Below are 14955 nucleotides of genomic sequence, written 5' to 3'. Positions count from 1 at the left end.
TTGGCAGAAGATAATGTTCAATAATTAATCTCCTTTCTGTTGCGAACAAAGAAGACCGCGGATAGTTTTCGGTTCGTCGAGTCGATATTAACTTGACCGATACCACCAGCAAACGTGGGCTAATCTTCCAAGGACGGGGGCGATATTCGCATCCAGATGCTATAGGCGGTGGGAATTCCTATTGCCTGAGCTATCAGGGAGAGAAGTTATGACTTTGTCCAAGATCGCACGTTACAGTTTAGTGGCCGCTTTTCTGGCCGGTGGTTCGACAATTGTGCTGGCTCAAGCAACCAGCGGCAGTTCCGCTCGCGGTGGAGACGCGACAAGCGGCAACGCTACGGGCGGCAACGCTTCCGTGGGCGGCGGCACGACAAGTGGCGGCACCACGAGTGGCGGTTCGGCGGTTGGTGGTAGCGCAAGGAGCGGTAATGCCACCGGCGGCAATGCATCCGTGAGCGGGAGCGGCACGGCTACCGGCGGTGCCGCCGTGAGTGGGAGCGCCCGTGGTGGCGATGCTACAGTGACGAGTGGCGGCACGACGAGTGGCGGGACCACGAGTGGCGGCACGACGAGTGGCGGCACGACGAGTGGCGGCACGAGCGGCGGGACCACGAGCGGTGGCGCCACTCTCCTTGTTGACCCTTCTAACAGCCGCAATTGATCTCTAAACAGAAGAAAGCATTCGCGGAGCCCAGAGTAATTCGGCGGCTATACAGGTCGCGCGACCGATAGCATAAGCCGGAGTTTACGAACGGCTCCGCGAATGTTTGGCATTCGACCAGTGTCCAAATGACAATGGTGCCGTGCTCGATCAGGATTGCCGTACCGGGTTGAGCCAATATTGAGGCAACACCCGACACAGATCGCTTGGTGGCTAACCTGATCCGCTTCGCCGCAACATGCTCTGATCGAACACTAGGTCGCACATCACGATCAGGCGTCAGATCCTTCTCGTTCCGATCCGATGGCTTCCCTTCCACAGTCTGAGCCGCAGGGCTAACAAGAATGTCGCGCTCAGACCTTGTCCTGGAAGCTCTTTCAGAAGCTCTTTCACTTGGCACGTGGTGTTGAAAAGTGGTCCCGGCTTCCTGCGCCCAAAATCGCGCTAGATGGGAAGATTACGGCCCTGCATGACTTTGTAGCTTCGGATGAACAGCGCCTTCAGCATTGCCAGCAATCCGTAGGTAGCTATCCACTGTGTGTAACGCTGATAAACCGGGTCCGCCGAGAGGTGACGTTCTTCTGTTTTAGCGCGCCAGTAGTAGATCGCATTGACGCCAAGCAGCAGGAGACTGAACCGAACAGCATCGGCAGGGCCGCCCGCCGACAGGAAAGGCATCGAGATCAGCCACCAGCTCAAATTCTTAGCAATATAGGCAGGGTGCTTCGACCATCGGTAGGGACCGTTCGTCAGAATGCCCCGGTGGGTAAGATTGGAGAACCGTGCTCCGAACGAGATTGTGGCCCAGCAATAGATGACGGTGAGAGCCAGGATTGCAGCTCCCCAAAGAGCCCGTAGGACAGGCTGATCCGACAGCCAGTAAGCCCAGTAGAAACCATCCTCGTAGTTGAGATAGTTTCCATAGATCAAAGCCCAGAATGGGGCATAGCAGATCAAGCAGATCAGCCATCCGTCCAAGGTGTTTTCTGTCGAGCGGACGTGTGTTTGGAAAAGCCGCAGAGTCATGAGATAGCCGGTACTGCCCCAGATCACATCGACGCCGTAGAGCGTGCGGAACGTAAGCTCGTACCAACCATATTGGCTTTCCAGGAGTTGGCTTTTCAGATCAGTCGCGAGGAACCACTGAACATCGTGAAATGCTGCCTCCAGCATGAACGGAAGGAAAAATCCCTTGACGAGCCATCCCGCAGCGTAGTTCCGAACGAGCTTCCAGCTGACGTCGCCCCACCGGCCTATCAATGCGAGCCCTGTCATGAAACAACCATCGACAGGCTCCTTCATGGAGCGATCCGTCAACCAGACATAGACCGGAGCCGTGAGAAGAATGATTGGGATAGCGGGCGTGATAAAGATAAAGAAGTGCCGGAAATCCCGTTGATAAATCGGCAGTACCCAATAAGCGAGCCCGAGAAGTGCATAGATGCCCGCCAAGCCGATGAGTTTTATAGCGACGCGATTTCTCCGATGCTGGTCCGGTATGGCGCCATGCAGCGGCCATACGGGCATCTTGGCGACCTCGAAGCTCAAACATGGAATTGCGACTGCAGCGATGAGCACCCAAAGTGCAAAGACTGTCCGTTCGGAAGGCAGTTCAACCAGCTTCAGACTGGCTGCCGCCGAGATGAGAGACACAAGGGCAACTAATCCAGTGGATTGCTCCACAGCCGAGGGCGGCGGGGCCGACGTGACAGGCTGTAAAGTAGGTGCAATAGGTTCCGGCTTACCAAGCATGGCGCACTAACACCTGACATTCGCAATGGAATATACCAAGCTATACGCGCTTGTTACTTAAAGCTGATCCGGCGCAGTGCTGCTGCAATATGCCTGCCCGGAAACAGGGAACTCTTCTCCCAAAGCAGCAGAACATGCTGCAAACCAATCACTTGCTCCAAGCTAATTCCTCACAGGATGGGTGCCATCAAGCAGCGAGGAGATTCATGGAGCCGAATGTTCCTAAGCTTACACTAAGCCGTTCTCAGATCGCACCGCAAGCAAGGGGCGGGACCGAGGCTGGAACTTGCACCTGCACCAGCCTGCGGCCAATGATCTCATCCAAGTGGACCAGAGGGATCGACGGCTATTTACATCGGTATCCACTCTGAAGATCGCTAAGACATGTAGATCTTACGAAGTAGTCCTGAGTCTGGGCTAATATTCGCTCTAACGGAGATTCATCCTCGCTGTTGATGTTGTCCTCGGCTGACCGGGAAAACTGTCTCAGATGGCCAATACCATGCAGAGCTCCTCCTCCTTCATCGTGCAATCCGCATAAGAAATTTGCCGAGAGATCCTCCATCGGGAGACCCTCCATGAAGAGATCCGCCATAATCAAGTATTCCTCGATCGTTTTGACGTTGGTAATTGCATGCTCCTCAACCTTCAGCATTGGAGCGCTTGCCCAGGCCCAGTCGGATGCGGGAATGCCAACAGGCGGCTCGTCTCGGGGCGGCAACGCCCGTGGTGGCAACGCCACGGGTGGAGATGCGGTCGGTGGAAATGCGGTCGGTGGAAATGCCATGGCCGGGCGCAGCGAAGGCAGCCAATCAAACTGCGACTCGACACGCATCAGAGGTGTTGAAGCCAAAGGCCAGAATGCGGTGGGTGCTAATGCTCGGGGCGGCGACGCCAAGGGAGGAGATGCCACAGGGTGCAACGCCAGGGGCGGGGACGCGGTCGGCGGAAGCGCCACAGGCACTCCGCACTAGGTCCAGCTCTGGATCGCATCGGAGCCGTCGCCCACCAACAATCAGCCCATCAGGAAAACACTGGCATTGCGCCCTGATCAGGAGCTGATCAGCTCCGATAGTCCCCATTGATCTCGACATAGGCCTTGGTGAGGTCACAGGTCCAAACCGTGGCCTCGCCGCGTCCCAGGCCCAGATCGACGCGGATCGTGATCTCGTCGCCTTTCATGTAGGCGGAGGTTTTCGCCTCGCTGTATTCCGGGTCGCGCGCGCCCTTCACCGCCACGCGGATATTGCCGAACCAGATGGCGAGCTTGTCGCGCTCGGCAGGCTCGCCCGCTTTGCCGACGGCCATCACCACGCGGCCCCAGTTCGCATCCTCGCCTGCGACCGCCGTCTTGACGAGGGGCGAGTTGGCGATCGCCATGGCGATGCGCTTGGCCGACGTCGCACCCGTCGCGCCCGTCACCTTCACGGTCAGGAACTTGCGTGCGCCCTCACCGTCGCGGGCCACCTGCTGCGCGAGATCGCAGAGCAGGCCCTCGAGGGCCGCGCGGAATTCCTTGAGGCGTCGGTCGCTCGGCAGGGAGATGGCCGGAGCGCCGCGGTTGGCGGCTGCACCCGTCGCGAAGAAGAGCAGGGTGTCGGAGGTGGAGGTGTCGCTGTCCACCGTCACGCAGTTGAAGCTCTTGTCGGCGCTCTTCTTGAGCAGGGCCTGCAGCACGGGGGCTGCGATCGGCGCATCGGTGAAGATGAAGGAGAGCATGGTCGCCATGTCGGGCGCGATCATGCCCGCGCCCTTCGCGATGCCGTTGATCGTCACCTCGACGCCGCCGATGGTCGCCGTGCGGGTCGCCACCTTCGGGAAGGTGTCGGTGGTCATGATGGCTTTTGCGGCATCGAGCCACGCGCTGGGCTTCGCCTTCTTCTCGCACGCTTCCAGCACGCCCTGGAACTTGGTGGCGTCGAGCGGCTCGCCGATCACGCCGGTGGAGGCGATGAAGACCTGAGAAGCGCGGCAGCCTGCGGCTTCCGCAGCGATCTCGGCGGTGAGCTTCACCGCTTCCGCGCCCTTCTTGCCGGTAAAGGCGTTGGCGTTGCCGGAATTGACCACCAATGCGCGCGCCGTGCCCTTGGCAAGGCTCTTGCGGCACCAATCGACCGGAGCCGAGGGGCATTTGGAGCGTGTGAACACACCCGCCACCGTGGTCTCCTTGGGGAGCGTCACATAGAGCACGTCCGTTCGGTTCTTGTACCGAATGCCGGCCTCCGCGGTCGCGAGCTTCACGCCTTCAATGGGAGGAAGGGCCGGGACTGTCTTGGGCGCGAGCGGAGACACGGTTTTGGACATGTTAGGGGTCTCGGAGGTGAGCGGATGGAATACCGTTTAGGAAAGGCGACCTGTGGTTTTTTAAGGCTTTTTGTCAAGTCAAAGCTGCAGCAAACGGAGCCGCGCAGACCAAGGAACGTGCATGCTGTGTCTTCGTTGACCCGGTCTGAACCATGGAGGCCTCGCATGACAGGCAAGCACCCCAAGACGAAACCTCAGGAACGGCCGCGCAGCGATCTCGAGGTCGATCCGGGGATCGGACGGTCCAAAGGCTCGTATATGACCGGCGAGGATCCGCGCGATCTCGACGGCGGCTCGACCTTTCAGGGCGACGTGGAGAACCAGACGAACCGCGAAGGCGGTGTCGATCCGAACCGCGTAGGCCGGACGAACAAGTAGTCGGCAGCGACAATCGCAAAAAAGGGCGGCCCTGAAGGCCGCCCTTTAGCATTGCGAAACGCGCTTATTGCTGCTTCTGCTCGACGAGGTTGCCCTTGTCGTCCAGCTTCTCGATCTTGGCATCCTTGCGCAGGCTCATGATGAGATCCTGCTGCGCCTTGCGGCCGAGATAGGCTTCCACCTGATCCTTGGTCTCCTCGTAGGATGGCGCGGGCTTCGTGCGCTTTTCCTCGACCTTGATCACGTGCCAGCCGAACTGGCTCTTCACCGGATCGGAGATCTGGCCGGGCTCGAGCTTGAATGCGGCTTCGGCGAAGGGCTCGACCATGCGGTCCTTGGTGAAGAAGCCGAGATCGCCACCGTCCGTCTTGGAGCCGGGATCCTTGGACACCTCGCCCGCGACCTTCGCGAAGTCCTCGCCGCCCTTCACACGGCCAGCGACCTTCTTGGCCTCGTCCTCGTTCTCCACGAGGATATGGCGGGCGCGAACTTCCTGCTCGGACGGGATGCTCTTGACGGTCTCGTCATAAAGCTTGCGGGCGGCTTCCGGGGTCACGGCCTTCTTGGCGGTCTGGTCGAGATATTCGTCCAGCAGGGTCTTGTCCCGGTTATAGGCGAGCTTGCGGGCGAAATCCGCGCTGCTGCCGATCTTCGCGGTCTCGGCGGCCTTGGAGCCGAGCTTCAGGTCGATCAGGTAGCCGGTCAGCATCTCGCGCTTCTGCTCGTCGGGCACGTTCGGCATCTGGAGGGCCGGGTCCTCGGCGGCGATGGAGAGATCCCCTTCCGTAATTTCGACGCCGTTCACCCGGGCAACCACCTTGGCGGGGTCGACGGCAGGGACCGTGGCCGGCGAAGTGGCCGGGGCCGAGGCAGGAGGCGTCTGGGCAAGGGCGGCTCCGGCCATCAGGGGCAGGGCGACGCCAAGGGCGAGAAGGCTTTTACGAACCGTAAGGTGAGACATGGACGTTCCTCTGGTGGGCACTGAACGGCCCACGGACTGCAACGATGAGATGGCCTAACCTGTTTACGTTTGCAAGCGATGGCATATTTATGCGACAGCATCCCCACAGCTTGGCCTTATCCTCAGGGCCTGCCTGTGGAAGCCAAGGCTGCGCCATTCAGGCACAGCCTTTAAGATGCGCTTCCGCATAATTAGGTCTATAAGGCGGCCCAAACGCCCCTTATCTCCTGAATTCTGGAATTTTCGAAGGCTCTCGATGTTCGGTTCTCTCGCGAAGAAAATCTTTGGCTCGGTCAACGATCGCCGGCTGAAGTCCTACCGGCCCAAGGTTGCGGCCATCAACGCGTTGGAGGCCGAGCTGGAGGCCCTGTCCGACGAGCAGCTGCGGGCCCGTACGGAAGAGTTCAGGGCCCAGCTCGCCGCCGGCAAGACCCTGGACGACATCCTGGTCCCCGCCTTCGCCACGGTCCGCGAGGCCGCCAAGCGCACCCTCGGCCAGCGCCACTTCGACGTGCAGCTCATCGGTGGCATGGTGCTCCACGAGGGCTCGATCGCCGAGATGCGCACCGGTGAAGGCAAGACCCTGGTCGCAACCCTGCCCGTCTACCTGAATGCGCTCGCCGGCAAGGGCGTCCACGTGGTGACGGTGAACGACTACCTCGCCAAGCGCGACGCCGAGTGGATGGGCCAGATCTATCGCTTCCTCGGACTCTCGGTCGGCGTGATCGTCCACGGCCTCGACGACGAGGAGCGGGCCCAGGCCTATGCCGCCGACATCACTTACGGCACCAACAACGAGTACGGCTTCGACTACTTACGCGACAACATGAAGTATGAGATGGCGCAGATGGTCCAGCGCGGGCACAACTTCGCCATCGTCGACGAGGTGGACTCGATCCTCATCGACGAGGCCCGCACGCCGCTCATCATCTCCGGTCCGCTCGACGATCGCTCCGATCTCTACAACGCCATCGACAAGGTCATCCCGCGTCTCAACAAGAGCGATTACGAGCTCGACGAGAAGCAGCGCTCCGTGGCGCTCACCGAAGAGGGCACCGAGAAGATCGAGGAGCTGCTGCGCGCAGAGGGCCTTCTGACGGAAGGCGACCTTTACGATGCGCAGAACGCCACCCTCGTTCACCACATGAACCAGGCGCTTCGCGCCCACACCCTGTTCCAGCGCGACAAGGACTACATCGTTCGCAACGGCGAAGTGGTCATCATCGACGAATTCACCGGCCGCATGATGCCGGGCCGCCGTTATTCGGAAGGCCTGCACCAGGCACTCGAAGCGAAGGAGCACGTGCAGGTTCAGCCCGAAAACCAGACGCTCGCCTCCATCACTTTCCAGAACTACTTCCGCCTCTACGACAAGCTCGGCGGCATGACCGGTACGGCAGCCACCGAAGCCGACGAGTTCCTCGAAATCTACAACCTCGAAGTGGTCGAGATCCCGACCAACCGTCCCGTCGCCCGTGTCGACGATGACGACGAGGTCTATCGCACGGCTGAAGAGCGCTACAGGGCGGTGATCCGCGACATCGAGGCGTCTTCGGCCAAGGGGCAGCCGATCCTGGTGGGCACCACCTCCATCGAGAAGTCGGAATATCTCGCGGAGCTCCTGATCAAGGAAGGCTACAAGCTCATCGACTTCGAGAACCCGCAGGCGCTCGAACCTCTCTACAAGGATGCGCGTGCCGGTCGCGGCACGAAGCACTTCGCGGTGCTCAACGCCCGCTTCCACGAGCAGGAGGCCTTCATCGTGGCGCAGGCCGGTGTGCCGGGCGCAATCACGATCGCCACCAACATGGCAGGTCGCGGCACCGACATTCAGCTCGGCGGTAACGCCAAGATGCGCATCGAGCGCGAGCTCGCTGGCGTGGAAGGCGAGGAGCGTGCACGCCGCGAGAAGGACATCCTCGACGAGGTCTCGGCGTTCAAGGAGCGCGCGCTCGCAGCCGGCGGTCTCTACGTGCTCGGCACCGAGCGTCACGAGTCCCGCCGCATCGACAACCAGTTGCGCGGCCGCTCGGGCCGTCAGGGCGATCCGGGCCGTTCCAAGTTCTATCTGTCGCTTCAGGACGACCTGATGCGCATCTTCGGCTCCGACCGCATGGACGGCATGCTGCAGAAGCTGGGTCTGAAGGAAGGCGAGGCCATCATCCATCCGTGGATCAACAAGGCCATCGAGCGCGCGCAGGCGAAGGTCGAGGCGCGCAACTTCGACATCCGCAAGAACATCCTGAAGTACGACAACGTTATGAACGACCAGCGCAAGGTCGTGTTCGAACAGCGCAAGGAGTTCATGGCGGAAGAGAGCGTGCGCGACACCATCGACGACATGCGTCACGGCGTGATCGAGGACATCGTCGCCCGCGCCATCCCCGAGAACGCCTATGCGGAACAGTGGGACATTCAGGGCCTTAAAGCAAACGTCGCCAACTTCCTCAACCTCGATCTGCCGGTCGAGGAATGGGCGAAGGAAGAAGGCATCGCCGATGACGAGATCCGCGAGCGCATCACCAAGGCCGCGGACGAGGCTTATGCGCAACGCGTGGAGGCGAATTCCTCAGAGGTGATGAACTACGTCGAGAAGCAGGTTCTGCTGCAGAGCCTCGACCATCTCTGGCGCGAGCACCTCGTGACCCTCGACCATCTGCGTCAGGTCATCGGCTGGCGCGGTCTCGCCCAGCGCGATCCGCTCAACGAGTACAAGTCCGAAGCCTTCGAGCTCTTCAACACGCTTGTGGGCCATCTGCGCGAGCAGGTGACGGGTCAGCTCATGCGCATTCAGGTGGTGTTCCAGCAGCCCGAGGCCCAGACGCTGCCGCCCATGTTCCCGCAGCATCTCGACCCCGCCACGGGCGAGAACGAGTTCGACATGCCGCAGGGCGCTGCCTTCGGTGAGGGCGGGCCTCAAGGCTTCGCCGCGACAGCCATCAACCCGTCCACGGGCACTCAGCGCGATCCGAACAACCCCTCCACCTGGGGCCGGGTCAGCCGCAACGAACCCTGCCCCTGCGGCTCCGGCAAGAAGTTCAAGCACTGCCACGGCCAGTTCGTGGCTTAAAGCGCAAAACTCAGACGAAACGAGAAAGCCCGGCCATAGCGCCGGGCTTTTGCTTTGGGCGGATAACCGCTTCTCAGCCTTGATAGAGAAAGGTGTCGGAAAGTCCGAGGCGGCGGCATGATTGAACGGCAGGCAATGACGGGAGAACGAGCCGTTCGCCCGCCTTGGCGATGCCAAGCACGAGAATCCGCTCGACCGGATCGAGAGACCATGCCGCCTCAAGCCCAAGCCGCTCGCGCATCCAAGGCGGCAGGATCTCAACTGCTGCTTTGAGCAGGATCCGCTGCAAGGGGCGCGCTGGACCCGGCAGGATCGGAGCCTGCGCCATGATGTCCAGAAACTCGAAGACGATAGGCGAGGGGACGAGCCTCGGCTGCATGCTCTCAAACAAGGCGTCGAGTTCCTGCTGCGATTCAGGGGCCCCGACAGCCCCGTAAAGCCGCGCAATCGGTGAGGCCTCCGTGAACAATGAGCCGCGCTCCCCTGCGGTCAGCTCCCTCACATATGCGTGGTAGGCCTCCGTAAAGCCGAAGCCTGCCGTTGCCTGAACCCAGTCGAGGAGCACCGGATCATTCGCATGGTATGGCTCGCCCTCGCTGGTTTGCCCGGCAACGCGTTCATGTCTTCTGACGACGCCGGCAATCATGGCTTTCGCCTTGCTGCGCGGGCCGTAGATGGTGACCATCGCGGCAAGCCCGGTTCGCTGCAACCGGGTCAGCGGATCCGACCGGAAGGTGCTGTGCTGCCAGACGCCGTCGCGGACGCGAGGTTCGGCGAATTCGAGCAGGACCGCCGTCACTCCGCCAATGAAGACTGAGACGGGGTTCTTGAAAAGGCGCCAGGAGACGGAGTCGGCTGAGACCAGCGCAGGCTCCAGCGCCGGAACAGAAAAATCAAATGTCTGAACAGGCTGAAGAAGCGAAAGAGCCAGGCTGTCGATCTGACGGTAAAGGGGTCCGGGCAGGGTGATGATGTCGGGAGCGAAGAGCACGGCACAACCTCCGACGTTTAACCTGATCGAAGATCGAAAGGTTGCCTTTCTGTCTCGGCACATCCGCCGCCGCGATAAAAAGCCCGCCGAGGTGCGGGCTTTTATCTCGATTGATGGCTGTGTTGCTCAGTTCCTGATCTGGGCCACCTTCACGCCCGTGGTCGCCTCGGCGCGCTTTTGCGGCTTCGCCTGGGCCTTGGTGGTCGGGGCGGCTGCGGGAGCCATCGCCGGAGCGGCCTGGGCCGTCTCGGCTGCGGGCTGCGGAGACGAGGTGCTGAAGAGGTCGGCGACGCCGCCGAACATCTTCTTGTAGAAGGGCGTCTCTTCCGAGGTGGTGGCCGGGGCCGCGGCGGGAGCGGCGGCTACCGGCTGGGCCGCTGCAACGGCCTTCGGCTGCGGAGCCTCGACAGGCACTTCCTTCATGGAAGCGAAGGCGAGCGCCGTCGGCGGGGTCTCGATCTTCTCGCGGCCGCTGTCGTCGAGCGCGATCTGCTGCGGGCCGGAAGAGATGCCTTCGATGCGGCTCACGTAGCCGAGCTTGCTGTCGGACACGCCGGAGGCATTGGCGAGCGCCGTGCGGAAGGATTCGTGGGTGTCGCCGTCATGGTAGACGAGCTTGATCGGCTTCGTGCCCTTGGCGATGAGCTCGGCCACGTCCTGCTCGTCCGCGCGCTGCTTCTGCATCACAGCCTCAGCCACGGAGGCGTCCCTGCCGAATTGGTAGCGGTGGTTGGCGACTGCCACCTGCACCTCTTCCTTCGTCACCTCGAAGGTGTCGGCACCTTCCTTCAGGTTCTTCCAGAAGGCGATGTTCGGATCCAGGCGGTGCTTGGCCAAGTTCTCGGCCGTCATCCTGAACGGATAGGCCTGGAACTGGAAGCCGCGCTGGCCGCTGGCGAAAGCCTCGCGGGCGATGGCATAGATCTCGGCGATGTTCTGGTCCGTCATGGCGAAGCAGCCGCGCGAGGAGCACGAGCCGTGGACCATGATGTCGCCGCCGTTACGGCCCAGCGAGCGGTCGTAGGCGTTCGGATAGCCGGTATCGAACGACAGGTAATAGGCGGAGTTCGGGTTCATCTGCGCCGGGGTGACCGTGTAGAAGCCCTCCGGCACCTGACGGTCGCCTTCACGGGTCTTCGGCCCGAGCTGGCCTGACCAGCGGCAGACGGGATAGGTCTTGAGCAGGGCGTACTTGCCATTGGAGCCGCGCTTCCAGACCTCCAGCTCCGATTCCTTCTTGTAGGCCCGGATCAGGATGGGATCGTCCTTGGACATGCCCTTGGCGGACATGAGCGCCATGGCGGCCGGCGGAATCGGTGCAAGGTGGCGCGTGGAGCCTCGGGCGAGATTCTCGTCCTGGCAGGCGGCAAGCGCGAGCGCCAGGCTCGCAGCCAGTGCGAAACGCTTCAACATGGGGGACCCCGCAATCTTCTGATCTGCCGGCGTTATGCCTGACAGTTCCCCTTAACCCTTAAATCGTTAGCCTTAACTGCCCCTTACTGCAAGCGCGGCCGTGATGGAGTCATTGTTAATGAGAGGTAAATTCGCCTCTTCGGAGGGAATGTATTGCTGGGTTTTGGTCCCGACGAGACACCACGCCGGAGGTATTCAGGTGCCCGAGAAGCAACGGACCGCTTGTTGTCCCCTCTTCCTCGCCGGGAGGGGTGGGGTGGTGCGACCGGGTGCGAGAGTTGAGCATGATAGCTTCCCGTCATGGCCGGACCAAGTCCGGCCATGACGCTGCATTACCTTTGCATCTTCCGAATGAGGCCCGGCGCTCTGACGTTCCGCCACCACTCAATCCCTCCCTGCAAGGGGAAGGGGTGCGGAGGGGGTCATCGGCTGCTCTTAGAGCTTGCGGCCGATATTGAGGAACTTCTCGGCCCGGTGATCCCGAATTTCCGCGGGGCCCATATTGCCGAGATCGTGGAGGGCTTCCTCGATGGCATTGCCGGCGGCATTGATGGCCGCCTCCGGATCCCGGTGGGCGCCGCCCACGGGCTCGGTCACGATGCTGTCGATGATGCCGAGCCGCAGGAGGTCCTGGGCGGTGATCTTCATGTTGGTGGCGGCGTCCTGGGCGCGCGCCGCGTCGCGCCAGAGGATCGAGGCCGCGCCTTCCGGCGAGATCACGCTGTAGATGGCATGCTCCATCATCAGCACCTTGTTGGCGGTGGCGATCGCGATCGCGCCGCCCGAGCCGCCCTCGCCGATGATGATGGAGACGTTCGGCACACCGAGCGCGAGCTGCATCTCGGTCGAGCGCGCGATGGCCTCGGCCTGGCCGCGCTCCTCCGCCTCGATGCCCGGATAGGCGCCGGCAGTGTCCACGAAGGAGATCACCGGCAGGCTGAACCGGTCCGCCATCTCCATCAGGCGCACGGCCTTGCGGTAGCCTTCGGGACGGGCCATGCCGAAATTGTGCCGGATGCGGGTTTCCGTGTTGTGGCCCTTCTCCTGGCCCAGCACGCAGACGGGCTGCCCCCGGAAGCGGCCGAAGCCGGCGAGAATAGCCTCGTCCTCGGCGAACTTGCGGTCGCCGGAGAGCGGCGTGAACTCGGTGATCAGGCCCGCGCAGTAATCCACGAAATGCGGCCGCTGCGGATGGCGCGCGACCAGGGTCTTCTGCCAGGGGGTGAGCTTGGAATAGAGATCCTTCAGGGCCTCGGCCGCCTTGGCCTCCAGGCGCGAGACGTCATCCGTGATGGAAACGGCATCCCGGTTCTCACCAAGGGCCCGGAGCTCTTCGACCTTCGCCTCAAGCTCGGCGACGGGCTTTTCGAAATCGAGATAACTGCGCATCAGACTCTACAGCATCGGACCCAAAAGTGGATTTGCACTTTTGGGGCCAATCCGATGCTTTCTCCTTAAATGAGAACATCGTTCATGCGGAAAACCGGATCCACTTTTCCGCACGATGCTCTAATGGAAAATGAAAGCCGGCGTGACTGAATAGCCTCGCCGGGACGGGCGGACACTGGCGATTTAGGGCACTTAAGTCAAGTTGAGCCCTGCCTTACTCCCCTAAAACCGGGCGAAATCAAGGCGAAATCAAGGAAGGCCGCCCATCCGGGTCGCCGGTGCGGGTACCAAAACCGGAGCCACGCGGCGGGAGCGGCGCACCGCCATGACGGTGCCGGGCCGGTAGAGCTGCTTGGTGGCTTCCACGATATGAAGGCCTGCAAACGGCAGGGAGAAGCTGGAGCCGATCCGCTCCCAGGCCTGGGCGGTGCTGAGCACCAGCCGGTTGGTGAGGGGAGGTACATAAAGGGTTTCGGCCCATCCTTCAGGCGAGAACCAAGTCTGCCGCATCAGGCTTTTGAGCTGCGAGCGGCTGTAGGGCTGTCCGTAGCCGAAGGGGGTGGTATCCATCCGTGCCCAGAGGCCCCGCCGGTTGGGGGCGACCATGATGATGCGCCCGCCGGGGGTCAGGATGCGCCAGATCTCGTGCAGAAGCTCGCTCGGGCTCTCCACGGTTTCGAGCGCATGGACCACAAGCACCCGGTCGATGGAGGCGTCGGGCAGGGGCATCATGAGCGGGTCGACGAGCGCGGACGCGGAGGCTCCGGTGCTCGGCCAGTTCACCACACCCTGGCTTGCGGGCATGAACGCAAGAGCCCGCTCGCAATCGCCTTTGACGCCCGAGAGGTACGGCGGGGCGTAGCCGAGGCCGAGCACGCGCAGGCCCGGCAGCGGCCCCCAGAATTTATCGATCGCCCGGCCGACGTGACGGCGCGTCACGGCCCCGAGGGGGCTCGCGTAGAAGCTGCGCAGGTCGGTGATGTCGATGCTCATGGCCTCGTCAGGGTGCCTCTCGATCCGGTCCGCCAACGTTTCATGTTGGAGCGGGATCTGGTTTCAGGGTTCGAGTGTTCCATGATAGCTCAGACCACATCAAGACAAGGTTCCTCGATGTCAGCCCAGATTCACGCCTTTCTCTGCCTGCAGGATAATATCGGTGTTCTGATCCACGATCCCAAGACGGGCGCCTGCGCCGCCATCGACGCGCCGGAGGAGGGACCGATCCTCTCGGCTCTCGCTGAGAAGGGATGGATGCTCACCGACATTCTCGTCACTCATCGTCACAGAGATCACGTGCAGGCCGTGGATGCCTTGAAGAGCCGCACCGGCTGCCGTGTGGTGGCGCCTGCCAAGGCCCGCGAGGCGGTGCCGGGCGCCGATCTTTGGGTGCGCGAAGGCGATGGGGTGCTGGTGGGCACCCTCCAGGCCCGGGTTCTCGAAACGCCAGGCCATTGCGCCGATCACGTCTCCTATTGGTTCGATGAGGATAGCGCCCTGTTCGCAGGCGACACGCTCTTCACCCTCGGCTGCGGGCGCATGTTCGAGGGCACCTATGCCGGTTTCTGGCACACGCTGCAGCGGCTTGCCGCTTTGCCCGATGACACGCGCGTTTACTGCGGCCACGACTACACGCTCTCCAATGCGCGCTTCGCGCTGGCGGCCGATCCTGACAATGGCGCACTGAAAGCGCGCGCTCGGGAAGCCGAGCAGGCGAAGGCGGAGGGGCGCTTCCTCGTGCCGACGACCATCGGACAGGAGAAGGCCACCAATCCTTTCTTGCGAGCCGGGGAGCCTGCGCTCGCGAAAACCGTTCATAAGGAAGGGGCTTCGCCCGAGGAGGTCTTCCAATCCTTGCGGGAATGGAAGAACAGGTTCTGACGGGGAGCATTTTTCGGCGAACTGGATCCACTTTGCCGCTCAAAAATGCGACCGAGCAAAGAAGGGGGCTGATTCCACGCATGTGGAAGCGGCTCTCGAGCATCGGACCCAAAAGTGGACTTGCACTTTTGGGATTGATTCGATGCTCATTCTTGAGA

12 protein-coding genes are annotated in these 14955 nt (G+C 61.9%); 5 read left to right on the top strand and 7 right to left on the bottom strand.

Annotated elements, in window-relative coordinates:
- Window positions 1–208: 208 nt before the first annotated feature.
- Window positions 209–661 carry a hypothetical protein gene (locus tag AA309_RS34050; RefSeq protein ID WP_150117390.1) on the top strand — a complete coding sequence of 151 codons (453 nt, stop codon included), beginning with the start codon at window positions 209–211 and terminating at the stop codon, window positions 659–661.
- A gap of 444 nt (window positions 662–1105) precedes the next feature.
- Here the strand turns inward: AA309_RS34050 and AA309_RS04675 are convergent, their stop codons facing one another.
- Window positions 1106–2188 (bottom strand): isoprenylcysteine carboxylmethyltransferase family protein, encoded by a 1083-nt coding sequence (locus tag AA309_RS04675; RefSeq protein WP_160310401.1) that lies wholly within the window; start codon window positions 2186–2188, stop codon window positions 1106–1108.
- Window positions 2189–2991: 803 nt separating this feature from the next.
- On the opposite strand from AA309_RS04675, the gene AA309_RS34045 reads away from it, so the two are divergent.
- Entirely contained in the window at window positions 2992–3387 is a 396-nt protein-coding gene (locus tag AA309_RS34045) for a hypothetical protein (RefSeq protein WP_150117389.1), read from the top strand.
- An 88-nt stretch (window positions 3388–3475) separates the two neighbouring features.
- Here AA309_RS34045 and argJ read toward each other — a convergent pair whose 3' ends face one another.
- Window positions 3476–4717: a bifunctional glutamate N-acetyltransferase/amino-acid acetyltransferase ArgJ gene (argJ, locus tag AA309_RS04665; protein WP_047187819.1), complete on the bottom strand. Its 1242-nt coding sequence runs from the start codon at window positions 4715–4717 to the stop codon at window positions 3476–3478.
- Between the two features lie 165 nt (window positions 4718–4882).
- Here argJ and AA309_RS04660 point away from each other — a divergent pair, with 165 nt between their 5' ends.
- On the top strand, window positions 4883–5095 hold the full coding sequence (locus AA309_RS04660; protein WP_047187818.1) for a hypothetical protein: 213 nt from the start codon (window positions 4883–4885) through the stop codon (window positions 5093–5095).
- 64 nt (window positions 5096–5159) lie between these two features.
- Here the strand turns inward: AA309_RS04660 and AA309_RS04655 are convergent, their stop codons facing one another.
- Window positions 5160–6056: a peptidylprolyl isomerase gene (locus tag AA309_RS04655; RefSeq protein ID WP_047187817.1), complete on the bottom strand. Its 897-nt coding sequence runs from the start codon at window positions 6054–6056 to the stop codon at window positions 5160–5162.
- Window positions 6057–6312: 256 nt separating this feature from the next.
- Between AA309_RS04655 and secA the strand changes: the two genes are divergently transcribed.
- On the top strand, window positions 6313–9126 hold the full coding sequence (gene secA, locus AA309_RS04650; RefSeq protein ID WP_047187816.1) for a preprotein translocase subunit SecA: 2814 nt from the start codon (window positions 6313–6315) through the stop codon (window positions 9124–9126).
- Between the two features lie 73 nt (window positions 9127–9199).
- On the opposite strand, the gene AA309_RS04645 is transcribed toward secA, so the two are convergent.
- The 4 genes from AA309_RS04645 to AA309_RS04630 all read right to left on the bottom strand — a co-directional run bounded on the left by AA309_RS04645 (window position 9200) and on the right by AA309_RS04630 (window position 13912).
- Window positions 9200–10117, bottom strand: a complete 918-nt coding sequence (locus tag AA309_RS04645) for an oxygenase MpaB family protein (RefSeq protein ID WP_244470259.1) — start codon at window positions 10115–10117, stop codon at window positions 9200–9202.
- Window positions 10118–10243: 126 nt separating this feature from the next.
- Complete coding sequence (locus AA309_RS04640; protein ID WP_047187815.1) at window positions 10244–11530, bottom strand: L,D-transpeptidase family protein; 1287 nt, start codon at window positions 11528–11530, stop codon at window positions 10244–10246.
- A gap of 435 nt (window positions 11531–11965) precedes the next feature.
- Complete coding sequence (locus AA309_RS04635; protein WP_047187814.1) at window positions 11966–12919, bottom strand: acetyl-CoA carboxylase carboxyltransferase subunit alpha; 954 nt, start codon at window positions 12917–12919, stop codon at window positions 11966–11968.
- 249 nt (window positions 12920–13168) lie between these two features.
- Window positions 13169–13912, bottom strand: coding sequence for a class I SAM-dependent methyltransferase (locus AA309_RS04630; RefSeq protein WP_047187868.1), 744 nt, complete (start codon window positions 13910–13912; stop codon window positions 13169–13171).
- Between the two features lie 117 nt (window positions 13913–14029).
- Here AA309_RS04630 and gloB point away from each other — a divergent pair, with 117 nt between their 5' ends.
- A complete protein-coding gene (gene gloB / locus AA309_RS04625) occupies window positions 14030–14797 on the top strand; it encodes a hydroxyacylglutathione hydrolase (RefSeq protein WP_047187813.1) in 768 nt (255 codons plus the stop codon).
- Window positions 14798–14955 lie beyond the last annotated feature (158 nt).

The organism is Microvirga vignae (genome assembly GCF_001017175.1).
In the GTDB taxonomy this organism is placed as follows: domain Bacteria; phylum Pseudomonadota; class Alphaproteobacteria; order Rhizobiales; family Beijerinckiaceae; genus Microvirga; species Microvirga vignae.
The sequence above is the reverse complement of the archived record's forward strand: the minus strand, read 5'-3'. Positions and strand labels throughout refer to the sequence as shown.